The sequence below is a fragment of the Methanobrevibacter millerae genome (assembly GCF_001477655.1).
GTDB classification, from domain to species: Archaea; Methanobacteriota; Methanobacteria; order Methanobacteriales; family Methanobacteriaceae; genus Methanocatella; species Methanocatella millerae_A.
Window position 1 is genome coordinate 660,813 of the sequence record NZ_CP011266.1, and the last position, 24,316, is coordinate 685,128.

Below are 24,316 nucleotides of genomic sequence, written 5' to 3' on the forward strand. Positions count from 1 at the left end.
TAAATATGCATATAAAAAATATTTTAAATGATATGGAAAAAGATAATATTCAAGCTTATTTACTTACTCAATTTACTAATGTGGAGTATATTTCTAATTATAAGCCGACTAGCTTTGCTTTTTGTGTAATAAAAGAAAATCCTATTATTTATGCTTCACAAATGGATATGGAAATTGCAAATAGGGATTCTTCAATTGAGGTTAAACAATATGAAAAATTTGAAACTATGATTGAGGAATTGAAAAAAGAGGGCATCAGAAACTTGGCCATTGAACCTAGCCTTGTTTATAGCAATTATGAAAAATTTAAGGATGATTTCAAGATAGAATCTAAAAATTATGTTGATAAACAAAGAATGATTAAATCATCCTCAGAAATTGAAAATATTAAAAAAGCAACACAAATTGCACAAACAGCTTTTAAAGAGTTGGATGTTGCCAATAGGAAAGAAACAGAAGATGTTTTGGCATTTGATCTGGTTCGATTAATGATTGAAAATGGAGCATCAGGCGAATCATTTGATACAATTCTTGTAAGCGGGTCTAATACAAGTCTTCCTCATGCAATTCCTCAATCTAAAACTTTAGAAACACCAATATTGGTTGATTGGGGTGCAAAATATAATGGCTATTGTTCGGATAATACAAGAACTATTGTTTACAACGAAAAGGAACAGGAAATATTGGATATTGTTCGCGAATCTCATGACAAGGCCATTAAAGCTATAAAACCTGGACTTAAATGCTGTGAAATAGATAAAGTTTCAAGAGATATTATTAAGGAATATGGATATGGTGATAAGTTTATTCACTCAACTGGCCATAGTTTGGGTTTGGATATTCATGAAACTCCAACATTCAATGCCCGTGATGATACAATTATTGAAAAAGGTATGGTGATAACGGTAGAACCTGGAATTTATTTGGAAGGGGAATTTGGAGTTCGTTTGGAGGATACGGTAGCTATTGGTAATAACGCTAAAATTATCGGAGATTTGCCTATTGAATTATGATTATTCATTAAAATGTAATTTTTATACATTATTTCTTTTTATTTAAATATAATGTCATGTTAAATATAACTATGTAAAATATTTAATTTATGGGATGTAAAATTATGGTTTCTGTAAATGAGTTTCCAATATCAACTGCAAACAATATTCCAGGATTTCGAATTGTTGAAACAAAAGGTTTTATCTACGGATTAACTGTTAGAAGTAGGGGTGTTGGAGGACAATTTGGTGCCGGTATCAAATCCATATTTGGTGGTGAAATCACTCAATATGTTACTATGATGGAAGAATCAAGAGATGAAGCATTAAATAGGGCAATTCAACATGCAAAGGAATTGGGCGCTAATGCTATTGTTGCTATCAGATTTGATTCAAATGAAATTTCTGATGTAATGCAAGAAATTTTGGTATACGGTACAGCAGTTATTGTTGAAAGAGAATAGGATTATATTCCTATTTTTAACTATTTTTTTTATTCATTAATAATCTTATAATAACCAAATAATTTTGATTTAACTCATAACTAGGGTTTTATATACTTTAAAATTAATAATAAATCTATGAAATTTAAAAGTATAATTGTAATATCTGAAATTTTAGAAAATCAAATTCCTGAAAAATTTTTATTATCTTTAAGGGAATTTTTACTTAGCGGGTCTATTTTTACCGAAGCATCTGAATTTTTAGCGGGAATAATAATTTTCATCATTGTTACTGAAACTGTTCTAGTAACTATTTCTTTTATATTTAATCTGCCATCATCTTTATTATTTGCGCCTTTTTTAATTTTTCCAGCAGTTTATACATATGTTTCTGTAAAACATGAAAAAAATGTGGCGGAAATCGAACAGTCAGCCCCGGATTTCTTAAGGCAGTTGTCTTCGATGTTAAAGGTGGGTCTGAGTTTCGAAAATGCAATGGAAGACATATCTAAATACGGTAAAGGACCTCTTTACGATGAAATGCGTAGGGCAATCTTGGAAATAAGGATGGGAAGAAATTTTGATGAGTCATGGATTGCAATGAGCAAGAGATTGAAGTCTCGGGAACTTGAAAGAATTTTTATCATAATTCTTGATGGCCGTAAAAGTGGATCCAGCATGGCTGATGTAATCATGAATGTTTCTGATGATTTGAGGGAGCTGCTTGCAATCAAACGTGAGAGAAAATCTTCAGTTATGATGGCAGTCATGTTTTTAATCATTTCTGCTGTTATTGCAACTCCATTTGCTTTGGGTATGGTTAGTGTCTATTCCGGATTCATGGAAAGTTTCGGTCAGGTAACTGATTTGGTAGCTATTGCGCCTCTTGCAGGACAATTTTATTTAATTATCCATTCTTTTTTGGTTGGGATGATTATAAGCGTTATCATGTATGGAAGTTTTAGGAAAGGCATTAAGTTTTCTGTACCTATTGTTGTGGTGGCTTATGTAATATTTTATTTTATATCTAATTTTGGCAGTGTAATGCTTACTGGAGGATTTTAATTAATATTACTTTTTTAGGCCAATTTTTATCTAAAGAGGTTATATTGTATCTAAAATAAGCAAAAACTTATATTTTTCTTTTTATTATAATTTATAATGGTGATTAAATGGATAATAATGCTCAAGCTTCGGCAGAATTAATTTTATTATTTGGTGGTATTATGGTGGTGGTATTGCTTGCAGTTTATATGTACAAGAATTACATTAATGATTTGGGTGGTGAAATCCAATCCAGGGAAACTGCTGAGTTAAATAATAAATTAGAAGAAATTTCTGAACTTTTTACCTAAATGCATATTTGCCAATAATCCATAAGGAAGGTATTGAAATTAAACAGAATAATGTTATTGCAGGAGGGTAAACGAAATAACCTAGGATATAACCAATAAGCATTAATGCTAGCATGCAATATAATGATTTATTGTCTTTAAAAGCAACTTGCAAAGCAATATTTCCTTTGTCTGATCTTTTAAGGGCTTCGGCAATGAATATTGATATTATTGCAGTTGTTACAAAGTCAAGGCCATATGCTGCATGCGCGATAAATGAATTGAAGTTTTCTGCGACAAATATTGTTAAATACGGAAGCAATGATAAAACAAATAAAGATAATGCAGTTAACCAAATGACTTCACGACTTACCTTATTTACAATGCTGAATAGGTTGTTGTTATAATTCCAGAAATTAAAAATGACTAAAAAACTTAAAGCATAAATTATAAATTCAAGATGAATTTCAAATAATGCTTGCCAGCTTCCATCAGCCGCCATAGGTATTTCCAGGACTATAATAGTTAATATGATAGCTAAAATCGCATCAATCAACGCTTCGAACCTTTCGCTATTCATTGTCCTGACCTCCATCCAATAATTATCCAGAATATTATGGAAAGTAAGCATGAAATGTAGATTCCTGGTCTATAAACTGTGTATGTTAATATAAAACCTATTATAATTATGAATAGTGGGGAAATCTGATAGTATATTTTTGAATTTGTTTCTTGCAGTTCTTTATTGTATGGATTGCTTCTGTAAATTGCTTTGACAGATAATATGTAAAGAATATTTGTTATAATAAATAACAATCCAAACATTGTTTCTGCAGCAATTGAATTAACATTTCGTGCCACCCATATTGTGAAATATGGCACTAATGAAATAATAAATGTCATGATTCCAAAAATCCATACTGCAGTATTGTCAATATTATTTACTTTTTTGAAAAGGTTGTGGTTATTATACCATATATTGAATAATGTTAAAAAACTTATTAAATAAGCCAGATAAGATACTCTCAAAGCCCATATTGCAGATAATGTTGGTTCTGCAGGTTGGGATATTTTTAACACTAAAACAGTCATTATGATTGCTATTATCGCATCAAAAAATGTTTCGAATCTGTCGGTTTCCATATGATAATATTTTAATTTTAAAATATAAATAGTTAAAATAAAGGTGATAAAATGGATATGCTAATTGATGGTGAATATGTAAACGACATGGATAGGGAAGATGTAATAAATCCTTACACTGGTGAAGTAATAGATACGGTTCCAATTTCTCATTTAAATAATGTTGATAAAGCTATTGAAGCAGCAAATAATGCTAAAAAATTTTTACAAGAAATGTCTGCTTTTAAAATTTCAAATAAACTGTTTAATGTATGTGATAAATTAAAAGAAAATCGTGATGATTTTGCAGAATTATTGACAAAAGAAGTTGGAAAGCCAATAAATGAATCTTATGTGGAACTGGACAGATCTGTTGAAACATTAAAGCTTGCGGCTGAAGAAGCTAAAAGAATCTATGGTGAGTCTGTACCTTTGGATGCGGGGTTAAATGGGAAAGGATTTTTCGCATTCACTCAAAAATTGCCGTTGGGGGTAGTTGCAGCAATAACTCCATTTAATTATCCATTAAATTTAACTATTCATAAAATTGCACCTGCAATCGCAGCTAAAAATACAGTTATCATTAAACCTCCAACAAATGCACCACTGACAGTCATGAAATTTGCCGAGCTTGTAAATGAGGAGTTTCCTGATGGAGTAATTAACGTAATAACAGGATATGGCTCTGAAGTAGGTGATGCATTGGTTGCATCAGATAAAATTGATAAAATTTCATTTACTGGAAGTGTTCTCACAGGTTTATTGATAGCTCAAAGAGCAGGAATGAAAAAAGTAACTCTGGAACTTGGTGGAAATGATCCTCTGGTTGTTTTGGATGATGCAAATGTTGATGCTGCGGTAAAAGGAGTAATAAATGGAGCATATTTAAATGCGGGTCAAGTATGTATGGGTGTTAAAAGAATCATTGTTCAGGAAGGAATTTATAATAAATTCAAGACTAGATTGGTTGAAGAAACTTCAAAAATTAAGATGGGAAATCCAATGGATAAATCAACCCAGCTTGGAACATTAATCAGTGAAAAAGCAGCTATGCAAGTTGAAGAAACAGTAAATAATGCTGTTAATGCCGGTGCGGAAATTTTGACTGGTGGAAAAAGAAATGGTGCATTCTATGAAGCTACAGTAATTGACAAAGTAACTCCTGATATGGATTTGGTTGTTAATGAAACATTTGGTCCTGTAGCCCCTTTAATCAAAGTTAAGACAGTGGATGAGGCAATTCAAATTGCAAATGCAACTGAATACGGTCTTCAGGCGGGTGTATTTACGGAAAATTATATGAATGCTATGCGTTGTGCAAATGAAATTGAGGCAGGAACAGTATTTATAAATAAACAATCCACTTTCAGAACAGATAATATGCCTTTTGGTGGATTTAAAAATAGTGGCTGTGGAAAAGAAGGAATAAAATATGCTGTTGAAGAAATGACAAAAACAAAATTGATAGGGTTGAATTTAAGATAGTTTTCACTATCTTTTTTTTAATTTTTCGAAGCTTAATCAAGATAAGCTTCTACTAAATTGCGTGTTTCGTTTAATGATTCCATAGGAATTCCTTTAGGCATTCCACCAAGTTCACCATCAACTTCTTTTAGGATACTTCCATCCATTCCTAAAAACATTCCTTCACTTACAGTATCCATAAAGCTTTGTGGAGGTAATAATGAGACACCTACACGATTTTCTTCTTTCACATTCAAATCGTTGGTAACAACTGTAATTGCACGCTTACCTAAATTGACGTTACATATCATTAGAGAATCTGCTTTTGGATGTTTTGTAACACTCATTACCTCTCCGACTTTAATATCAATTCCAATAATCGGGTCGTTAATAGGTCCAAGTGCTAAGCGGTCTTTAAGGCCTAATAATGTATCAATAAAGAATCTTACTTTTGCAATGTTTTCTGCAGTTTTTTCTCGTTCTTCTTTAGGTGCTCCATTTAAAAATGTTTTATTCCAACCTTCTCCACCTAAGCACTCTACAATCTTTTCTGTTTTTTCAGTTAAACTCGCAACATCTGGTGAGTTGACGAGGTCTTCTCCTTCAAGATAAGAATAAAGTAATGATTGAAAATCACTATTCATTTGTTTTCCTGTTTCAACAGCAAGTTTCTTATTCCAATTTCCTCTAAATGATGCAGTTGGAATAAGATTCAAATAATTTTCTCTTGCCTTATTTGCTACTAAAATTCTATAATCTTTCGTTGTATCCCACAATGTTTAATCTCCTTAAAATATAATTAATATAATATTTGACTCGAAGTTTTATAAGTTTTATTAATTTTTTCTATCTAATAAATGTATTTTATAATAATTCGCTAGTTTTTTAATTGTAATTAGCTTTTAAATCACAAACTATTTATATAAACAAATAATATAAAGTTATACATATTTATTTAATTATATTAATTATTAATTAATCTGTGGTGTTATAATGGTAGAAGTTTCAAATTTACGTAATTTAAGTATATATACAAACACTGGTCATTATGTAGGTCAAGTAGAAGACATTGTTTTAAATATTAGATTAGGAACTATTTCAAAATTACAAGTTAGGGCAGTCGAACCAGAAAGAAAACAAATTGGTTTACTTGATAATATTAAAGGTGCTTTTCAAGGAATTCCTGAAGAAAATGTTGGTGCAAGGTCTTTCCAACAGGATTTATTAACCGTTGATTTTGATAAAGTACAAGCAATTGGAGACATTATGTTAATCAATCCAAGAGATATTAAAAAAGTTAATCCTGAACCACCTATGCCTGACACAGTTGCTCCAAATCATGCTCCACAACAACCTCCAAAACCTGAAACTCAACCACAATTTGAAGATAAACCTAATTTTGGCTCTGAAAGATTATAATTTCAATCTTTCAACTTTTTTTATTTAATTATTTTTTTGCAGTGATTTTAATGAATGTAGGAATTATAGGCTGTGGAGCTATTGCTAATATTATTGCAAGTAGAATAGTTCCTGAAGACAATAATATTGAAATTAAATACTTTTATGATAAAGATGTGGAAAGAGCAGAAAATTTAGCTACCTTTGCTGGGGGTGTTGCTGTTCTTGATTTTGATGCGATGCTTGATGATGTTGATTTAGTATTGGAATGTGCTTCTCCGGATTCTGTTAAACTATTGGCTCCTAAAGTATTGGAAAAAGGAATTGATATGATTGTTATGAGTATTGGGGCTTTTATGGATACTGGCTTTTACACTAAAGTATTAAATATTGCTCGTGAAAATGATGCGCACATTCATTTGCCTTCCGGTGCTATTGTTGGATTGGATGGTATTAAGGCTGTTGCAGATTTCGGTTTAAAAGAGGTTACATTAGTTACTCGTAAATCCCCAAAATCTTTGGGTAAAGATATTGGTACTGAAGAAATATTATTTGAGGGTAAGGCTTCACAGGCGGTGAAAGAATTTCCATTAAATATTAATGTAGCAGCAACAATCAGCATGGCATGTAATCGTGACATTGATGTTAAAATCATTGTTGATCCGAATGTTGACCGTAATGTTCATGAAATTACTGCAAAAGGAGATTTTGGTGAGTTTAAAACAATCACTATGAATCATCCGTGTGCAGCTAATCCAAAGACCAGTATGCTGGCTGCAATTTCTGCAATTAAATTGCTTAAAAGTTTTGATGAAACTATATCTGTTGGATTATAATGAAAGAATATGAAATTTTCTCTGATTTGAGAGTTCCTGTTAATTCTAAAATCATTGTTCGGTTAGATGGTAGAAGTTTTCATTCATTTGCAAAAAAGATGGAACTTGTAAAGCCATATGATGATGCTTTTTATAATGTAATGGTGAATGTTTCAAAGGAACTGTTTGAAGAGTTTTCACCACTTTTTATTTATACTTTTTCTGATGAAATCAGTGTTCTTTTAGATAAAGTTCCTTTTAATGGTCGTGTTGAGAAAATAAATTCTGTTTTTGCCAGTTTCGCTTCATCTTCATTTACATTAAACTATGATAAAAAGTTTTCCAAGCCAGTTGCTTTTGATTCAAGGGTTATTCCCATTAATGATGATGTTTATGATTACTTCAAATGGAGGCAGGATGAGGCTTGGAGAAACTGTGTTAATGGATATGGAATTCATTTTTTAAAGTCCAAATACTCTTCTGATGAAGCAAATCAAAAGATTAATGGTTTAGGATTATCGGATATTCATGAATTATTGTTTCAAAACGGTTTAAATTTGAATGATGTTGAAACATGGAAAAAAAGAGGTATAGGTGTATATAGGAAAAATAAGGAAGTGATTGGATTCAATAAAAAAGAATCAAAAGAACAAATCTCATATCGTAGTTTTGTTCATGTTGATTGTAATCTTCCGATTTTTTCAAAAGATTTCTTTAACAGTCTTTTTTGAGGTGATTTGGTGGGTTTTTTATCAAGGATATTTAGCAGTGATGGTGATGAGGAATTTGATGAAATATGTGTTGATAGGGAAGTTCTTGACGCTGTAATTTATTATGCTAAAAAATCTTATCCAAATGAGTTTTTATCATTTTTTGATGGGGAAATCATCGATAAGAAACTTTATATTAATAGTCTTATTTTTATTCCTGGTGAAACAGGTGCTACTGGTGCTGTTGTTCACACAGAAATGTTGCCTCCAACCATGAAGTATTGGGGTTCTGTTCATTCACATCCAGGTCCTAGCGCTCAACCTTCTGGTGCTGATTTAAAAACTTTTTCAAAACATGGGGTTTTTCACATGATAGTATGTTTGCCATATAGCTATGATACTTTCAAATCTTATGATAAATATGGTAATCCTTGTAAATACACTGTAGGTGATTACAGCAGCATGTTCGATGATGACATTGATGATTTCTTTGATGAAAGTGATGTTTTAAAAGAAGGTGAAGTTATTAAGCCAGGATTCTTTGATGAGGATGCAAACTTTGATGATGATCCAAATACTGCATATGAAGAATATGAAAAAAGACAAAAACCTAAAAACAATCTTAAGATAATTTCTAATAATTCATTAGAACCGATATTCATTACAAATGATTCTTCTCTTAAAATAGAATTTGATGAAAACGGCAACATTAAAAAGATTCATAAAAAATAGTTTTTTTGATGGTTAGGGTGTCCGCCAAAATTAAATTTTAGTTTTGAACCCTATTTTTTTTAGAATATGGTTGCTGTGAGTTGTAATTGATTTTTAATGGATGTACTTTCACAGAAATCTTCTAAATCTTCCGTTGTATTTTCTATTTCTTGTTTTATGTTGTATAATCTGATTAGATTGTATGCTAATGCATCTAGGTTTATTCTTTCTTCTGTTTTTATCATTCCGACGACTACTTCTTTTTCTATTTGGAATTGTTCTTTGAATATTCCGAATGGTCCTTCAACGCTTGATCTTTTTGCGTATTCGTCTTTATATTTTTGTTTTTCCATTTTGTGGTTCATTGCTTTTTGTAATTCTGAACCGTATTCTGTGATTGTTTTGTGTGTTTGTGAGGATGCACAGCATTTTGTTCGTGCATTACAGTTTTTACATGCATTGTAATTGTTGTATATCCTTTTTACTTTGACTGGTTTTTTTGAATCTTTGTGTGGTTCTGTGTATTTCGCGTAGAAATGTAAGTATTGGTTTTCTGGGCATTTAAATGCATCTTGTTCATAATCGTATTCAAAGTGGTCTTTATGGTATGGATTTTCGTTTAATTTTCCTATTTTTTCTTTTGATTGTTTTCTTGTTGGTATTAATCCTTCTATTTTTTCATCTGCTAGGTATGATAGTGATATTTGATTTAAATATATTGTATCTGCGCTTATGTATTTTGGTTTGGTGTTTACGTTTTGTATTGCTTTTTTAGCGATTGCTGGTAGTTCATAATGGTCTGTTGGGCTTTGTGTGACGTTTATTGCGCAGATTAGTTTGGTGTCGTAATCGACTGCAGATTGGATATTGTAGGCAACCATGTAATTTCCTTTCTTTCCTTTCATAAAACGTGCTTCAATATCGTTTACTGGTATTCTATCTTGTCCTGTGAATGTGAATTGTGTTTCTATTCCATACAATAGTTCTAATTTATCTTCATCACTCATGTCCTTTTTTTCCAATATTCTTTGGGCAGGTTTATGGAGTTTTTCAAGGCTTTCAGGACTAACTGGGCGTCCTTCGTAGTAATCAACTAATATTTTGGTTTCTTTTTTGGAGATTGTGTTGTTGTTGGAATTATATGCTTTTTTGATGGTTCCATCAATAGCAACGTGATTAAATTCCGTAAAACCTTCATCAAATGCCTTTTTCAATGTCATTTGTAATAATACTTCGAAATAACGACCGTATTCTCTTCGATACCTTTGAATTGAACGTTCAGATGGTCTAATATCGTCACAAACGAACCTAAAAATATCATGGTACCTTGCCATGTCCGCAATTATGGATGTTCTATCAATATGCTGGATTTTAGCATAAACAAGCAATTTTAACATTGAATCTAGAGGTAAAGGCTCTCTTCTTTTCTTTTTCTTAGGTTCATCAATTTCCAAAAGAGGAAAAACATCTTCAATAAAATCACCGACAAAACGAGAAATATGATCCTTCGGAACATTCCAATCTAATGTACTAATGCCTAATTTCGTTTGATTCTTGTCAAATTTTCTTTTAACCATAAACAACAACACCAAAATAACTTATACCTAATATAAAATATGTATAACAAAGTATATAAACTTAACTATTTAAAAAACAGTTAAATCCAAAACAAAAACTCATAATTAATTAAAAACAAATAAAACAAAAATTTAATATATAAAATTAAAATTTAAGAATAATGAATTAAAATATTTAAAAAATAGTATAAAATAATGTTAAAATTTTTTTGCACAAAATTCAAAAATTAATTTTGGTGGACACCCGTTAAAAAATAAAAATAAAAAACAATATGGTGAAATTGTTTTTTATAATTCTAATCCAATAGCTTCATATACATTTTTTAAAGCTTGAATTTCTTTGATTACATCAGTTGGAATTTCTTTATCGAGAGTTAAAATCATAATTGCTCTTCCACCTTTTTCGTCTCTTCCAACTTGCATAATTCCGATATTGACGCCGTATTCTCCTAATTTTGTACCGATTGATCCGATACTTCCAGGAACATCTTCATATTTTGCAATAAACATGTGTCCTTCAGGGATAACATCGACCCAATAATCATTAACTTTTAATATTCTTGCTTCATGTAATGTTGTTCCTTCAGCAGAGAATTCATCATTTTCAGTTTTTGCTTTTACTCTGATTAATGAATCATAACCTTTTGCGTTAGTTTTTCTGCCTTCGGTTATGTTAATTCCACGGTCTTTAGCAACAAGTGATGCATTAACTGTATTTACTGGTGAGCTCAAGAACGGATTAACAACACCCTGAATAACTGTTCTTGTTAAAATTTCTAAGTTATCTATTTTTGAGAGTTCTCCACTGTAAACAATTTCCAAATCTTTGATTTTACCATTCACTGCTTGTGAAATGAAACTACCTAATTTTTCACAGATTTCAAAGTAGGGGGATAATTCTTGATAAGTTTTATTGTCAATTCTTGGCATGTTTAAAACATTTTTAGGAGTTCCGCCTTTGAATAATTCTATGATTTCATCAGCAACAATAATTGCCGCATCTCTTTGAGCTTCTTGGGTTGATGCTGCAATATGTGGAGTTAATACAATGTTGTCTAATTCAAATAATTTTGAATCTTCTGCAGGTGGTTCTTCTTCATATACGTCTAAAGCTGCTCCACCAATCTTTTCATTTTTCAATGCATCATATAATGCATCTTCATCAATGATTCCTCCACGTGCACAATTTGTAATAAATGCGGAGTCTTTCATTAATTCAAATTCATCATGTGAAATTAAATGTTTGGTTTCGGGAGTTAAAGGTACGTGAATTGTAATGAAATCTGCTTTTTTAAGTACGGTTTCTAAATCTGTTAATTCCACACCCATTTGTGTAGCTACTTCTTCTGGTAAATATGGGTCGTATGCGACTGCATCCATTTCAAATGCTTTACATCTGTTAACTACTTGTGAACCGATTCTTCCCATTCCGATTACACCAAGAGTTTTGTTTCTAAGTTCGACTCCCATGAATCTTTTCTTTTCCCATTTTCCTTCTTTTACAGATTTGTCTGCAATTGATAATTTACGGGCCATGGAAAGTAATAATCCCATGGTATGTTCAGCTACAGTAATGGAAGTTGATTCTGGTGAGTTGACTACCATGATACCTTTTTCAGTAGCGGCATCTAAATCGATGTTGTCCACTCCAACACCTGCTCTTGCGATAATTTTTAAATTATCTGCATTAGCAATTACTTCTTTTGTAACTTTTGTTCTACTTCTTACAATAATTCCATCATATTCCTTGATGGTTTTGACTAAATCTTCTGGAGTAATGCTGGTATCTACAGTAACATCAGCTACTTCCTTTAAATTTTCTATTCCTTTCTCATTAATTGCATCTGCAACGAGTACTTTCATTATTTCACCATATTATATAATTTTTTAAATATTATCATTAATACTAACTAAATATATATATCTCTTTATATTTAAAATTATAATTAATTAATTATATAAAGGTGAAAATTATGGTTTCTGTTGATGAATTTCCAATTTCAAGTGCTAATGAAATTCCGGGTTATAGGATTATTGAAACTAAAGGTTTTGTATATGGTTTAACTGTAAGAAGTAGGGGTGCCGGTGGACAAATTGGTGCTAGTGTAAAATCCCTATTTGGTGGAGAAATCAAACAATATGTGACAATGATGGAAGAATCTCGTGATGAAGCTTTAAATAGGGTAATTGAACATGCAAAAGAATTAGGCGCAAATGCAATTGTAACTATCCGCTTCGATTCGAATGAAATATCTCAGGTCATGCAGGAAATTTTAGCTTATGGAACTGCTGTTGTAGTTGAAAAGGAATAGGGGCGGTATTATTTTTGATAAAAATTTAGATTTTAAAGATAAATCAATTCCTGAGACTATTCTGGGTTATGGTCCGTTTATGGCAGAACCTTATTATGGCCATAGGGCCAGGTTATACTATGAGGATTTGTACACACAGCCTGAAAAAATGGCTGAAATTATTCTAAAGGCTAATGATTGTGGTGCAGGAGCAATTAATCTGGTTAATGATAAGAATATTTTAAAAGCTTTTGATTTGGCATGTGATAATGGTTGTGACATGAAGGTAATTGCAACCATTGGCAAATCTGATGTTGATTATTTAAATCCTAATTATGATGTTGCATGTGAAGTTGACTGGGAAGAGGATATTGAATTATTTTCTGCTTATGATACTCCAGTAATGCTAGTTGATGAGTTCATTACTGATGCTTATAAATGGAATTTGACTTCAAAAATCTTAACACATATTAATGATATCGGTTCATTATCAGGTATTGTAACCGCATTTCCTTATCGTACAACAGATCTGCTTAAAGATAATATTGATATGGATTTATTTGATTTTTATATGATTCCTTTAAACAGTTTTGCTTATATGATGGATACTCCTTCATTTTTAAAGGCACAAAGAGAGGAGTTCAGACAAAAAATTTTGGATTTAAACAAAAAAATAATTGCCTGCCGTGTTTTAAGCGTTGGCATTCAAACGCCGCAGGAGGGTTTCACTTTTCTTAATTCTTTGGATTTTGTTGATTTGATGACATTTGGTGTGGCTAGTGTTGATGAAATAAAAAAAGATATGGAAGTTTTAAAAGGTCTTTAGAATTTAATAACATCATATTCTTCGAAAGGAACAATATTCATTATTTTAAATTCTTCATTTAAACTTTTTAATCCTTCATTTAAATCTTTTACATTTTTATTTGATGGTTTTTTCCCAGTAATCTGCAGATATTGTCTTGGTGTTATTTCGCAGTATTTGCAATCAAAATTGCAGCATCTGTCTTTTTCTTCACATCCGTAGCCTTCCAAATCCTCATGTGTTCCGATTACAATATCCTCTAAAATTCTAGATACTCTTTCATCGGATGCAAACATTGCTATTTTTTGTGAATAGCCACATATTCCGATAGCTTTCTGACCTCTAAAATTACAGACCCATTTAATTGGATAATTTTCCATATCAGGAATTCTTAAATCTTCCATATTATCACTGATTTTCCTTTCTTTCTTTAATAAGTTTTAATAATTCTTGTGAACGTTCAAATTCTTTCAATTCCCAGGATTTGATTACTGGAATTGTTCCCAGAGATTCTTTAATTTTGTCGTTGTTTATAATGAATACCGGTTCGGATGAAGTAATCATTGATAAGTCTTTTAATGGAACCGCCATTCTTTTTAAAGTTTTCTGACTTCTATTTTTTTCGACATTTGCTATCAATGAGGAATTTTTATCTTTTGCAACTGCATCGAATGGACTTTTGCTAGTAGAAACAACTCCATATCCGAGTTTTGATAAATCTTCAGTTCCTTCACCAGTTGTTTGAAATTGAATTTGATCTTCGGGGTTGTATTTTAATATATCGATATCAAGAGTGACTTTTGTATTCAATATTTCTTCCAGTATCATAGCGGTTTCAGCATTCGCCCTAACTATTTCATTTTCATATTTATACATTGTAGCTCTAGAAACATGGGCCAAATCTGCAAGGTCTTTAAGTGAAAGTGAATACTCTTCTCGGTATTGTTTAATAACATTTCCGTCAATTTTAACAAAGTATCCCCCTCTATCAGCCAATATTTCAGGATATTCTTTGTACAAAATCATATTTTTTAGAGTTTCAAGCCCTATTGTTGGAATATCGTATCTTTCATAGATTACTCCTTCTTCCAAAAGACCGTTCCTTGATTTTGCTCCAACTATTATTGGTGATGCTAAGAATATGTTGGCTAACTGTTTCATTTCATGAGCATTTTTCTCATTCACACTATCAATATTAACAAATGTTTTTAAAAGTAAAATCAGTAAGTTTTTACGAGCAACAATATCAAAAGAACCTTGGTCATAGATATCTGATGTTTTATATCCCTCAGATACTAACAATCTTTCTATTTCTTGCAACATTCTACTTCGAGTTAACATATTGATACAACCATTTCTACTTTGTTTAAAAAATTATATATTACTTTTTGTTAAAATAATTTAATGTAGTAAAGGTGATTAGAATTAATTATTTATATATTGGGATTGATGATACTGATTCTCCGGACGGCATGTGTACAACTTATTTGGCATGTCACATTATCAAAAAATTAAAAGACAATGGGATTGATCTTGTTGATTATCCTCGTCTAATAAGACTAAATCCTTTTGCCCGTTTCAAAACTAGGGGTAATGGTGGAGTATCATTTAAGATTATTAATGATGAAAAAGCATCTCTAGCAAAGAAAATTGTCTTGGATGAAGTGTCCAAACTTTCCATGTTTGACTGTGACAATACTAATCCTGGTGTGATTTTTTATGATGGCGAAATTACAAAGGAAATGGAAGATTATGCATTTAGGGCTATTTATTCATTTATAACTATAGATGAGGCTGAAGAATTTGGCAAGTCTATTGGATGTGAAATTCATAAATTTAAAAAAGGTAGGGGCATTATTGGCTCTATTGCAGCTATTAGCTTGCCTTTAGATGATTATACCTATGAATTGCTCACTTATAGGGTTCCTGAAAATTATGGAACCAAACGCCAAATTGATTATGATTCCGTAATTAAAATGGATAAGGAAACTTATCCGGATACTTTTGAAAATGTTGATTATTCTGAAAATTATATCGCTATTGAACCTAAAACTCCTTGTCCGGTTTTATATGGTGTCAGATCAAATAATGTTTCAGTTTTGGATAAAGTACTTGAAATTGTAAAAGTATCTGAACCGATTGAAGATTATTGTATTTTTTTAACCAATCAGCATACTGACATGCATATTCAAAAGGCAGATAATATTTCTCAGATGAATCAGTTTGGATGTTATGAAATCACTGCTACCGTAAAGGATAATCCTCATGTCATCGATGGAGGACACATGTTTTTCACAATTTTCGATAAAAGTGGTGAAATCGAATGCGGTGCTTATGAACCGACTAAAAACTTTAGAAAAACTGTTTCTCTTTTACGTTCCGGTGATATAATAAAGTTTTATGGTGGAATCGGTGAGCATAATACATTCAACATTGAAAAATTCCAGGTCATAGAATTAAATGATGTTGAGTATAAAAATCCAATTTGTGAATGTGGAAAAAGGATGACCTCCGCAGGAAAGAATAAGGGTTTCAAATGTAAAAAATGTGGAAATAAAATTAAATCTTCACAAAAAGTGATGATAAAAATTGAACGTTCATTGAATAATGGTGAATTTTACGAAACTCCGGTTAGTGCCCGCAGACATTTATCAAAACCTCTTTGTAGAATGTAATTTTTATTTAATTGATTTTTATTCTTTTATTTTTAAAAATTATTGATGATTAATCCTTTAATTTTTTTCACTTTTTAGGAATTAATTTGATGAAAATTTCCTATTTTTATTCGTATTTGATGAATTTTTAACTTTCAAATAATACTCATTTAAATAGTAGTAAATTAGTATTATAATTTATGGGAATGATGTTATGGGGGGATGTTTATTTCAAAGGAGAATAAACAAAATGTTGAACACATTTATCGTGAAAAGACAGATAGGCGAATTTTAAAGAAGAATCCTTGGAGAGATTATAGATTACATGGTACTGTTCTTATTTTGGTTATTATTGCTCAAATTATTGGTCCTAAACAGATTCCTATTGCAAATGGTGTTGAAGTTTCAATAATGCCTTTGCTTTATACAATGGTTTTGGGTTTGATTTTTTATTTAGCCAAGCCTATTACTTGGATTCAAAGAAGACAGGCCCGTATTGCTGAAGGAGCAATGATGCTTTTTATAGGTATATTGATTGCTAAACTGGCAGTGGCTAGTGGTCAATCTATTCATCTGATTTTTGAAATGGGTCCCGCATTGTTATTGCAGGAATTCGGACACTTGGCTACAATTCTTATTGCACTCCCTGTTGCTTTGATTTTAGGATTTAAAAGAGAATGTATCGGTATGACTAGTTCTATCGGTCGTGAACCGGAGGTTGCAGTCATTGTTGATAAATATGGATTTAACTCAGCCGAGTCTAGAGGAATATTTGCACTTTTTATTGTTGGAACTATTATTGGTACGGTATTCATTAGCTTTTTGGCTAGTATTTCTGTTTCACTTATTCCATTGCATCCGTTTGCTTTTGCTATGGCTAGTGGTGTTGGTAGTGCTAGTATGAATGCTGCTTCATTGGGTCCTACTCTTGCAGCATTTCCTGCATTGGAAACCAGTATTGAAGCATTTGCGGGATTCAGTAATCTCCTTTCATTTTCTATTGGTATTTATATAGTAATTTTTATTGCTGTTCCTTTAACTGAAAAATTATATTCTTGGTTAGAGCCTAAAATTGGAAGGAAAGCTATCGTTGAAGAAGATGGGGGTGATGAATAATGCCTGATTTGATTGATGGATCTGAAAATGTTTCTGTTCATGGTATTTTCAATTGGATTTTATTATTGGTTATATTTTCAGTTATCACAGTTATTGGGAATTTTATTGGATATAAACATCCTATGACTGATTCATTGGTTGGTATGGGTATATTGTCTCTTATTACTCTTATTGGTGTGTGGTTAGAGAGATATTTGCCATTTAACATTTCATCTATTCTTTATATAAGTGTAATCGGTATAGTGATTGCATTGCCTGGAATGCCGACATCTGATTTTGTTCTTTATTATGTTTCCAAAGTTGAACTTTTATCTATCGTAACTGTATTTTTGGCTTATGTCGGTATTGGTATGGGTAAAAGTTGGGATGAATTTAAGGCATTAGGTTGGAGAGCTGTAGTTGTGACTGTTTTAGTTATTGCAGCTACTTATTATGGTGCAGCAATCGTGGCGCATGTCGTGCTTGTTGCAACAGGTGTGCCTGCAATCTAATTTTTATTCTTTTTTTGTGAATTTTATTATTCTTTTTTATTCTCATTTTATGAACTTTTAAAAATTAAAACTTAATAATTTATATAATATTTTTAAGAAAAATAAATTCAATGAATAATTGTGGAATTTTTGGGGATGATTTGTATTCCTAAAAGAGCTGATGATGGTCATGTTGAGCATATCTATCGTGAAAAAACTGATAGAAGGATTTTAAAGAAGAATCCTTGGAGAGATTATAAACTACATTTGACCGTGTTTTTTTTAGTTGTTATTGCTGAATTAATCGGAACTATTTATATTCCTATTTCTAAAAATGTTACCATAACAATAATGCCCTTGATTTATACTATTGTCTTGGGTTTGATTTTTTATCTGGATAAACGTATTACTTGGATTAAAAGAAGGCAGGCTCGCATTGCTGAAGGGGCAATGATGCTTTTTATTGGTATTTTAATTGCAAAATTGGCTGTGTCCAGTGGTCAGTCAATTCATCTGATTTTTGAGATGGGTCCTGCATTGATATTGCAGGAATTAGGACATTTGGCTACAATTTTAGTTCTTCCAATTGCTTTGCTTTTAGGATTTAAGGAAGAATCTATTGGTATGACAAATTCTATAGGTCGTGAACCAAATGTTGCTGTTGTTGTAGATAAATATGGTTTTAATTCACCACAATCAAGAGGTGTATTTGCAATATTCATTATTGGTACTGTGATTGGAACAATTTTCATTAGTTTCCTTGTTACTTTTTCATTATCTTTCTTGCCATTGCATCCTTATGCATTTGCTATGGCTAGTGGTGTTGGTAGTGCCAGTATGAATGCGGCTGCTATTGGACCTACTCTTGCAGCATTTCCTGGATTGGAAACTAGTATTGAAGCATTTGCCGGTTTTAGTAATTTACTGTCTTTCTGTGTTGGTATCTATATAGTTATTTTTGTAGCAATGCCTTTGACAGAAAAATTATATTATTGGTTAGAACCTAAAATCGGAAAAAAATCTGTTGTTGAAAAGAAAAATGGGGATGATGAATAATGCCTGATTTGATTGATGGATCTGAAAATGTTTCTGTTCATGGTATTTTCAATTGGATTGTGTTATTGATTATATTTTCAGTTATCACAGTTATTGGGAATTTTATTGGATATAAACATCCTATGACTGATTCATTGGTTGGTATGGGTATATTGTCTCTTATTACTCTTATTGGTGTGTGGTTAGAGAGATATTTACCATTCAATATTTCATCTATTCTTTATATAAGTGTAATCGGTATAGTGATTGCATTGCCTGGAATGCCGACATCTGATTTTGTTCTTTATTATGTTTCCAAAGTTGAACTTTTATCTATTGTTACTGTATTTTTGGCTTATGTTGGTATTGGTATGGGTAAAAGTTGGGATGAATTTAAGGCATTGGGCTGGAGAGCAGTTGTTGTTACGATTTTGGTTATTGCATCCACTTATTATGGGGCAGCAATTGTAGCACATATTGTGCTTGTTGCAACAGGCGTGCCTGCAATTTAAATTCCTTTTTTGTTTTTTAAAGATAAGTATTTATTCTATTTTATACATACTTATTGTTGAGATTATTATGTTTTTGCAAGATATTTCAAAATTTATTTCAAATTATCGTTATGAACAGGCTACTGTAGAATCAATCAATACAGTAAAGGCAGCTTTTTTAGACTTTTTTGGCGTAACGTATAGGGGAGCTAATGAAAATTCTCCAGTAATTGCTTTTAATACAATTAATGAAATATTTCAAAAAAACGATGATGTTGGTTTGCATGCATCTATTATCGGAAAACCAAATGTAAAAACAAATGTATTAAATGCTGCTTTTTTAAATGGTATTTCAGCACATGTTTTGGAATTGGATGATGGTCACAGACAAGCACAAGCCCATTTGGGTGCAGTAATTTTTCCAACTGCATTAGCATTGGCTGAAGCTTATGGATTAGGTGGAAAAGAATTTTTTGAAGCGGTTATTGTTGGTTATGAAGTTGGAATTTTGTTTGGAAAATTGGTTAATCCTAAACACAGGGATAATGGTTTTCATACAACTGGAACTATTGGAACTTTTGTTTCCGGTGCCGTTGCATCCAAACTACTTAAACTTGATGAGACACAAATTTTAAATGCATTGGGGCTATGTGGAACCCAGGCAGCAGGTCTTTTGGAATCGGATCATGCCGGAAGTATGGGCAAAGTTCTCCATATTGGTAAGGCAAATTATAATGGGATGCTGTCTGCATTTCTTGCAAGAAATGGATTTACTGGTGCCGAAACAATAATTGAAGGTTCTGAAGGGTTTTTAAAAACTATGGTTTTTCATGATGAGTTTGATAGTGATGATTATTCTTTTGATTCAATTTTAGAAGATGTGGGTACTGTAAAAGTTAGGGATATCTATTTTAAAAAATATCCGTTTTGCAGGCATTTGCATTCATCAATAGACACTGCATTAAAGTTAAGGACTAGTTTGGGGGAGGAATATAATCATATTGAAAATGTGGCTGTTAAAACATATGATGTTGCGGCAGACCATAATAATTTCAAACCTAAAAACATTGAAGAATTAAAGCAGAGCCTTCCTTATGCGGTTGCCATTACACTTGTTATGGGTGAGGTAACTATTGAAACATTAGACATGCTAGTTGAATATGGGTTATTTGACAATTATTCTACTGTGGATAAAGTAAACAGTATAAAAAATCTTGTAAATAAGATGATTATTCTTAAAGATGAAAAATTGAATGATTTGTATCCAAATAAAAGACCTTCTAATGTTATTATAAAATTGGATGAAAGTTTTAGAAATGGGGTATTTCAAAATATTACTTTTATTCCGAAGGGAGACTTTGAAAACCCTTATGATTTAAGTGAATTGATTGATAAATTCAAAAGTTTAAATCCTGATTATAATATAAATAATTTAGTTATAATTGATGAATTGGATAATTATTCGATGACTGATGTTGTTGGGGTTTTAAATGAAAACTAATGATTTTTTAAGTCAAATTGGCATTAATGATGTTGATTCTAATTATGAGTCTGAAAAACGCTTTGGCGATGGTGGCCAATTTAGATTTGAGGTTCCGGGTATTCAGTCACCAAAAACAATGAAAGCACTTTTAAATGAAGCAAAAAATCAGGAATTGGTCATTCACAGGGTAACTCAGACGAAAGGAATAATGCTTTTGACAGATGAAGAAATTATTGAAATGGTAAATTTGGCTAAAAATTATGGATGTGAATTGTTTTTATCTGTCGGTCCAAGAGCAACTTATGACACATCTGCAACCGTTCATACTAAAGAGGGCAGCAGAATTGGTTATCGCTTAAGAGGCTATGATAATTTAGTTTATGCAATTGAAGATGTGAAAAGAGCTGTAAATTTAGGTGTTCGTGGAATTTTACTGTATGATGAAGGTTTATTATATGTTTTAAACCAAATGAGGATTGATGGCGAACTTTCAAATAACCTACATTTTAAGATGTCTGCCCATGCAGGTCATGGAAACCCCGCTTCAGCAAAGCTTTTGGAATTAATTGGACTTAATTCATTTAATCCTGTTCGTGATTTACAAATTCCAATGCTGGCTTCCATAAGAAATGCCATTGATATTCCAATTGACTTGCATACTGAAAATCCAAAATCAACAGGTGGTTTTATAAGGCATTATGAAGTTCCTAAATTCATTAAAGTAGCATCTCCTGTTTATTTAAAGACTGGAGGTTCTGTTGCAGCTAATCACAATTGGGATACTACAGAAAAAGAAGCTATTGCCAGAATAAAACAAGTCAAATTGGTTGAAAGGATGATAAGACAATATGCACCTGATTCCACCATCTCACCAAAAAATTCTAATGATTTGTCAATTCCTGAGTGATTATATGGACATTATTGATAAAGTATCGGATTCGATAATTAAAGCCAGCACTAATTTGTCTGTTGATAAAGAAAATGCTTTAAAGCTTGCTATTGAAAATGAAACTAATGAAAATGCTTTATGGGCATTAGAACAAATTTTAGAAAATTATAAAGTCGCTCAAAAAACCAAGTTTCCATTATGTGATGATACAGGAATTCCTCATGTTGTTATAGAGTTGGGATCTAATCGAGAAATCACGTCTGATTTGATATCTCAAATTAATGAAGGAATTTATCAAGGTTTGAATAAACTTCCTGCAAGGCCAATGGCTGTAAAAGGTAATCCTATTGAGAAAATTGAACAATCAAAAGGTTTATTTGATGATCCTGGTTTAATGAAACCCGCTTCTTTTTTAATAGATAATGCTGATAATCCCGATACATTGAATATTCATTTTCTGCTGCAGGGTGGGGGTCCTGAAATAAGGGCAAAAACTTATAGGGTATATCATAAGCGTTCTTTTGAAATTGTAATCAATGAAGCTATTGGTTGGCTAAATGATTCATTGAAGCTTTTAGGCTGCACTCCTTCAATTCCCGCAATAGGTATTGGAAGAACACATTATGAAGCATCTTCGTTGATGTTAAAGGCAATGGTATATGGAAATCTTGATAACATGTCAAATGAAGAAAGATATATAACTCAAAAACTAAATGAAACGCAAATTGGTCCTTTAGGTTTTGGTGGAGATACTACTGTTTTAGGAGCATTTTTAAAAATCGGAAATCAAAGAGCCAGCGGAGTTCGTATTGTTTCTGTCAGACCGTCTTGTTTTGTTGAGCCAAGAAAAGCAACTTTAATATTATAATTTTTCTTTAACTTTATTGTGCAAGAATTCTCTGGCTTCTTTAAGCCAGGGATGAATTGCACATTTTAGTGGATAGTGTCTATATTTTTTTTATGTGGATGGAGTGATGAGATTACTTTTCAAATGCTCTCGGATAAATGCCATATAATATGTAGGTTTATAATATGTAATATAGAAAGATGTGGGGAAAAACTTCAATAAGTTAATTTTTTTCCTTTCTTTTTTAATCACGGTTTCATAATAATATTCTAAAAAAACAATCCTTTTAGTGTATTATATTTTTTTAGTCACTAGGATGATGTTTTTTTTAGGTTTTAATAAAATGTGAAAAAAAAGATGTTGAAAAAAAATGTGCGATAAAACTTTTATTTTAACGGATAAGGTTGAATTTGTTCCTGATGAAAAGATGGAAAAGGAATTATGGTTTAATATTAATGCCAGTGCTTTTGTATACAATAAAACATTGGAATATAGTATTTACCGTGAAAATCTAGTTAAAGAATTCGCAATAGGCAACAAATTTAAAGTAAACCGCACATACACACAAAAAATAGTTAAAACATTAAAAAAACATTATCCTTTTCTAGAAGATGCTGATTCTACCTGCCTTCAAGCATCCACTGATAGACTAATAAAAGCCTATGAAGGATATTATGACCACAGAACCGGCGCTCCAAGATTTAAAAAACGTAAAAAAAATCCTGTAACTTCTATTACTCTTCGAAACAATTTTTATGATACCAAAGAAGGTAATGTAGGGGCTATTAGGTGGTTGTCTGAAAATGAATTACGAGTGACTAAACTGGGAAAAATAACCGTTAAGCATAGAAGACACATCAAAGGTAAAATTAAAGAGGCTACATTAAAATATGAAAACGGACGCTGGTACGTATGTATAGTATACGAATTAGATGAAAATAGACATGGTGAATTTTCCTATGGAGGATTATATGTCGGAATAGATGTTGGAATAACTGACTTTTTAACATTTTCCAACGGAAAAGTGATAGCCAAACCTGACCTGAAGAAAATAAACGGAAGAATACAGTATTACCAACAAAAACTCGACGGCAAAAAAGAAGGCGGATCCAACTGGAAAAAAACACTAAAAAAACTCCACAAATGGATAAGAAAGAAAAACAACGTAGTAAACGACTATTACCATAAAATATCCTATAATATAGTCAAACACTGCCAATTCATAGCCATGGAAACACTCAACATTCGAGGAATGATTAAAGGTAACTTAAGCCGAAGCATACATGAAATCGGATGGGGAAAACTCATAGAAATGATAAAATACAAAGCAGAATTATATGGTCGTGAATTCGTACAAATCGATCGTTGGTTTCCATCGAGCAAAAAATGCCATGTTTGTGGAGAAATCAATCACGACTTAGGTCGTGAAGAAAGAGAATGGGAATGTCCCCATTGTCATGCAGTACATCAAAGAGATGTAAATGCTGCAAAAAACATTTTAGACGAAGGTCTACGCGCCACTGGTTCAATGGTGCTATGCTTAGTAGATTTCATGCCTAATAGTCAAGGAAAATCCATATATTATTATGAATGGAAATGCTTTGACGAAAAAATAGGCATGGCCTAAGAATCTCTGGCTTCTACAAGCCGGAGAGGTTCAATTTTACTA

The 24,316-nt window shown here is 31.7% G+C and carries 27 protein-coding genes; 20 read left to right on the forward strand and 7 right to left on the reverse strand.

Features of this window, described 5'->3' with window-relative positions; genetic code table 11:
* Positions 1-5 precede the first annotated feature (5 nt).
* From SM9_RS02675 to SM9_RS02690, 4 genes are all read left to right on the forward strand, one after another.
* Positions 6-1,013, forward strand: a complete 1,008-nt coding sequence (locus SM9_RS02675) for a M24 family metallopeptidase (protein ID WP_058738667.1) — start codon at positions 6-8, stop codon at positions 1,011-1,013.
* A 104-nt stretch (positions 1,014-1,117) separates the two neighbouring features.
* Entirely contained in the window at positions 1,118-1,456 is a 339-nt protein-coding gene (locus SM9_RS02680; protein ID WP_058738668.1) for a heavy metal-binding domain-containing protein, read from the forward strand.
* Positions 1,457-1,573: 117 nt separating this feature from the next.
* Positions 1,574-2,500, forward strand: a complete 927-nt coding sequence (locus SM9_RS02685) for a type II secretion system F family protein (protein WP_058738669.1) — start codon at positions 1,574-1,576, stop codon at positions 2,498-2,500.
* 107 nt (positions 2,501-2,607) lie between these two features.
* Entirely contained in the window at positions 2,608-2,790 is a 183-nt protein-coding gene (locus SM9_RS02690) for a class III signal peptide-containing protein (protein ID WP_058738670.1), read from the forward strand.
* Here SM9_RS02690 and SM9_RS02695 read toward each other — a convergent pair.
* Positions 2,783-3,349: a TMEM175 family protein gene (locus SM9_RS02695; RefSeq protein ID WP_058738671.1), complete on the reverse strand. Its 567-nt coding sequence runs from the start codon at positions 3,347-3,349 to the stop codon at positions 2,783-2,785. The genes SM9_RS02690 and SM9_RS02695 overlap by 8 nt on opposite strands.
* Positions 3,346-3,912 (reverse strand): TMEM175 family protein, encoded by a 567-nt coding sequence (locus SM9_RS02700; protein ID WP_058738672.1) that lies wholly within the window; start codon positions 3,910-3,912, stop codon positions 3,346-3,348. The genes SM9_RS02695 and SM9_RS02700 overlap by 4 nt, the downstream gene beginning before the upstream one ends.
* Before the next feature lie 51 nt (positions 3,913-3,963).
* Between SM9_RS02700 and SM9_RS02705 the strand changes: the two genes are divergently transcribed.
* Positions 3,964-5,376, forward strand: a complete 1,413-nt coding sequence (locus tag SM9_RS02705; protein WP_058738673.1) for a lactaldehyde dehydrogenase — start codon at positions 3,964-3,966, stop codon at positions 5,374-5,376.
* A 32-nt stretch (positions 5,377-5,408) separates the two neighbouring features.
* Here SM9_RS02705 and SM9_RS02710 read toward each other — a convergent pair whose 3' ends face one another.
* Positions 5,409-6,131: a tRNA-binding protein gene (locus SM9_RS02710; RefSeq protein ID WP_058738674.1), complete on the reverse strand. Its 723-nt coding sequence runs from the start codon at positions 6,129-6,131 to the stop codon at positions 5,409-5,411.
* A gap of 217 nt (positions 6,132-6,348) precedes the next feature.
* On the opposite strand from SM9_RS02710, the gene SM9_RS02715 reads away from it, so the two are divergent.
* From SM9_RS02715 to SM9_RS02730, 4 genes are read left to right on the forward strand one after another with little or no spacing between them, the layout of a single operon-like run.
* Positions 6,349-6,774: a PRC-barrel domain-containing protein gene (locus SM9_RS02715; protein ID WP_058738675.1), complete on the forward strand. Its 426-nt coding sequence runs from the start codon at positions 6,349-6,351 to the stop codon at positions 6,772-6,774.
* Positions 6,775-6,824: 50 nt separating this feature from the next.
* Entirely contained in the window at positions 6,825-7,589 is a 765-nt protein-coding gene (locus SM9_RS02720) for an aspartate dehydrogenase (RefSeq protein ID WP_058738676.1), read from the forward strand.
* The gene (locus tag SM9_RS02725; protein WP_058738677.1) at positions 7,589-8,299 is read left to right on the forward strand and encodes a tRNA(His) guanylyltransferase Thg1 family protein; all 711 of its coding nucleotides are present in this window, start codon (positions 7,589-7,591) and stop codon (positions 8,297-8,299) included. The genes SM9_RS02720 and SM9_RS02725 overlap by 1 nt, the downstream gene beginning before the upstream one ends.
* 9 nt (positions 8,300-8,308) lie before the next feature.
* Complete coding sequence (locus tag SM9_RS02730; protein WP_058738678.1) at positions 8,309-9,010, forward strand: Mov34/MPN/PAD-1 family protein; 702 nt, start codon at positions 8,309-8,311, stop codon at positions 9,008-9,010.
* 59 nt (positions 9,011-9,069) lie between these two features.
* Here SM9_RS02730 and SM9_RS02735 read toward each other — a convergent pair whose 3' ends face one another.
* Together SM9_RS02735 and serA are read right to left on the reverse strand one after the other, a co-directional pair.
* Positions 9,070-10,566, reverse strand: a complete 1,497-nt coding sequence (locus SM9_RS02735) for a transposase (RefSeq protein ID WP_058738679.1) — start codon at positions 10,564-10,566, stop codon at positions 9,070-9,072.
* 288 nt (positions 10,567-10,854) lie between these two features.
* Positions 10,855-12,429, reverse strand: a complete 1,575-nt coding sequence (gene serA, locus SM9_RS02740; RefSeq protein ID WP_058738680.1) for a phosphoglycerate dehydrogenase — start codon at positions 12,427-12,429, stop codon at positions 10,855-10,857.
* Positions 12,430-12,539: 110 nt separating this feature from the next.
* Between serA and SM9_RS02745 the strand changes: the two genes are divergently transcribed.
* Positions 12,540-12,878, forward strand: coding sequence for a heavy metal-binding domain-containing protein (locus SM9_RS02745; RefSeq protein ID WP_058738681.1), 339 nt, complete (start codon positions 12,540-12,542; stop codon positions 12,876-12,878).
* Positions 12,865-13,683 (forward strand): aldo-keto reductase family protein, encoded by an 819-nt coding sequence (locus tag SM9_RS02750; protein WP_232299164.1) that lies wholly within the window; start codon positions 12,865-12,867, stop codon positions 13,681-13,683. Before SM9_RS02745 ends, SM9_RS02750 begins: the two co-directional genes overlap by 14 nt.
* Here SM9_RS02750 and SM9_RS02755 read toward each other — a convergent pair.
* The gene (locus SM9_RS02755; RefSeq protein WP_058738682.1) at positions 13,680-14,066 is read right to left on the reverse strand and encodes a hypothetical protein; all 387 of its coding nucleotides are present in this window, start codon (positions 14,064-14,066) and stop codon (positions 13,680-13,682) included. The two genes, SM9_RS02750 and SM9_RS02755, sit on opposite strands and share 4 nt — an antisense overlap.
* A 4-nt stretch (positions 14,067-14,070) precedes the next feature.
* Entirely contained in the window at positions 14,071-15,003 is a 933-nt protein-coding gene (locus SM9_RS02760; RefSeq protein WP_058738683.1) for a transcriptional regulator, read from the reverse strand.
* Between the two features lie 74 nt (positions 15,004-15,077).
* Between SM9_RS02760 and SM9_RS02765 the strand changes: the two genes are divergently transcribed.
* The 9 genes from SM9_RS02765 (at position 15,078) to SM9_RS02805 (ending at position 24,274) form a co-directional block, all read left to right on the forward strand.
* Positions 15,078-16,337: a tRNA(Ile)(2)-agmatinylcytidine synthase gene (locus SM9_RS02765; protein ID WP_058738684.1), complete on the forward strand. Its 1,260-nt coding sequence runs from the start codon at positions 15,078-15,080 to the stop codon at positions 16,335-16,337.
* Positions 16,338-16,538: 201 nt separating this feature from the next.
* Entirely contained in the window at positions 16,539-17,432 is an 894-nt protein-coding gene (locus SM9_RS02770) for a DUF3100 domain-containing protein (RefSeq protein ID WP_058738685.1), read from the forward strand.
* Complete coding sequence (locus SM9_RS02775) at positions 17,432-17,923, forward strand: hypothetical protein (RefSeq protein ID WP_058738686.1); 492 nt, start codon at positions 17,432-17,434, stop codon at positions 17,921-17,923. Before SM9_RS02770 ends, SM9_RS02775 begins: the two co-directional genes overlap by 1 nt.
* Positions 17,924-18,058: 135 nt before the next feature.
* A complete protein-coding gene (locus SM9_RS11905) occupies positions 18,059-18,958 on the forward strand; it encodes a DUF3100 domain-containing protein (protein ID WP_058738687.1) in 900 nt (299 codons plus the stop codon).
* Positions 18,958-19,449, forward strand: coding sequence for a hypothetical protein (locus SM9_RS11910; RefSeq protein WP_058738688.1), 492 nt, complete (start codon positions 18,958-18,960; stop codon positions 19,447-19,449). Before SM9_RS11905 ends, SM9_RS11910 begins: the two co-directional genes overlap by 1 nt.
* 67 nt (positions 19,450-19,516) lie before the next feature.
* On the forward strand, positions 19,517-20,929 hold the full coding sequence (locus tag SM9_RS02790; RefSeq protein WP_058738689.1) for an MmgE/PrpD family protein: 1,413 nt from the start codon (positions 19,517-19,519) through the stop codon (positions 20,927-20,929).
* Entirely contained in the window at positions 20,919-21,818 is a 900-nt protein-coding gene (locus tag SM9_RS02795; RefSeq protein WP_058738690.1) for a hypothetical protein, read from the forward strand. Before SM9_RS02790 ends, SM9_RS02795 begins: the two co-directional genes overlap by 11 nt.
* Before the next feature lie 4 nt (positions 21,819-21,822).
* Entirely contained in the window at positions 21,823-22,668 is an 846-nt protein-coding gene (locus SM9_RS02800) for a fumarate hydratase (protein WP_058738691.1), read from the forward strand.
* Between the two features lie 349 nt (positions 22,669-23,017).
* On the forward strand, positions 23,018-24,274 hold the full coding sequence (locus SM9_RS02805) for an RNA-guided endonuclease InsQ/TnpB family protein (RefSeq protein WP_058738692.1): 1,257 nt from the start codon (positions 23,018-23,020) through the stop codon (positions 24,272-24,274).
* Positions 24,275-24,316 lie beyond the last annotated feature (42 nt).

Coding starts and splice junctions, on each gene's coding strand:
- SM9_RS02715 (WP_058738675.1), top strand. CDS start 6,349: ATGGTAGAAGTTTCAAATTTACGTAATTTAAGTATATATACAAACACT.
- SM9_RS11905 (WP_058738687.1), top strand. CDS start 18,059: ATGATTTGTATTCCTAAAAGAGCTGATGATGGTCATGTTGAGCATATC.
- SM9_RS02725 (WP_058738677.1), top strand. CDS start 7,589: ATGAAAGAATATGAAATTTTCTCTGATTTGAGAGTTCCTGTTAATTCT.
- SM9_RS02685 (WP_058738669.1), top strand. CDS start 1,574: ATGAAATTTAAAAGTATAATTGTAATATCTGAAATTTTAGAAAATCAA.
- SM9_RS02700 (WP_058738672.1), bottom strand. CDS start 3,912: ATGGAAACCGACAGATTCGAAACATTTTTTGATGCGATAATAGCAATC.
- SM9_RS02805 (WP_058738692.1), top strand. CDS start 23,018: ATGTGCGATAAAACTTTTATTTTAACGGATAAGGTTGAATTTGTTCCT.
- SM9_RS02690 (WP_058738670.1), top strand. CDS start 2,608: ATGGATAATAATGCTCAAGCTTCGGCAGAATTAATTTTATTATTTGGT.
- SM9_RS02790 (WP_058738689.1), top strand. CDS start 19,517: ATGTTTTTGCAAGATATTTCAAAATTTATTTCAAATTATCGTTATGAA.
- SM9_RS02720 (WP_058738676.1), top strand. CDS start 6,825: ATGAATGTAGGAATTATAGGCTGTGGAGCTATTGCTAATATTATTGCA.
- SM9_RS02775 (WP_058738686.1), top strand. CDS start 17,432: ATGCCTGATTTGATTGATGGATCTGAAAATGTTTCTGTTCATGGTATT.
- SM9_RS02800 (WP_058738691.1), top strand. CDS start 21,823: ATGGACATTATTGATAAAGTATCGGATTCGATAATTAAAGCCAGCACT.
- SM9_RS02705 (WP_058738673.1), top strand. CDS start 3,964: ATGGATATGCTAATTGATGGTGAATATGTAAACGACATGGATAGGGAA.
- SM9_RS02755 (WP_058738682.1), bottom strand. CDS start 14,066: ATGGAAGATTTAAGAATTCCTGATATGGAAAATTATCCAATTAAATGG.
- SM9_RS11910 (WP_058738688.1), top strand. CDS start 18,958: ATGCCTGATTTGATTGATGGATCTGAAAATGTTTCTGTTCATGGTATT.
- SM9_RS02735 (WP_058738679.1), bottom strand. CDS start 10,566: ATGGTTAAAAGAAAATTTGACAAGAATCAAACGAAATTAGGCATTAGT.
- SM9_RS02795 (WP_058738690.1), top strand. CDS start 20,919: ATGAAAACTAATGATTTTTTAAGTCAAATTGGCATTAATGATGTTGAT.
- SM9_RS02680 (WP_058738668.1), top strand. CDS start 1,118: ATGGTTTCTGTAAATGAGTTTCCAATATCAACTGCAAACAATATTCCA.
- SM9_RS02760 (WP_058738683.1), bottom strand. CDS start 15,003: ATGTTAACTCGAAGTAGAATGTTGCAAGAAATAGAAAGATTGTTAGTA.
- SM9_RS02695 (WP_058738671.1), bottom strand. CDS start 3,349: ATGAATAGCGAAAGGTTCGAAGCGTTGATTGATGCGATTTTAGCTATC.
- serA (WP_058738680.1), bottom strand. CDS start 12,429: ATGAAAGTACTCGTTGCAGATGCAATTAATGAGAAAGGAATAGAAAAT.
- SM9_RS02675 (WP_058738667.1), top strand. CDS start 6: ATGCATATAAAAAATATTTTAAATGATATGGAAAAAGATAATATTCAA.
- SM9_RS02770 (WP_058738685.1), top strand. CDS start 16,539: ATGTTTATTTCAAAGGAGAATAAACAAAATGTTGAACACATTTATCGT.
- SM9_RS02745 (WP_058738681.1), top strand. CDS start 12,540: ATGGTTTCTGTTGATGAATTTCCAATTTCAAGTGCTAATGAAATTCCG.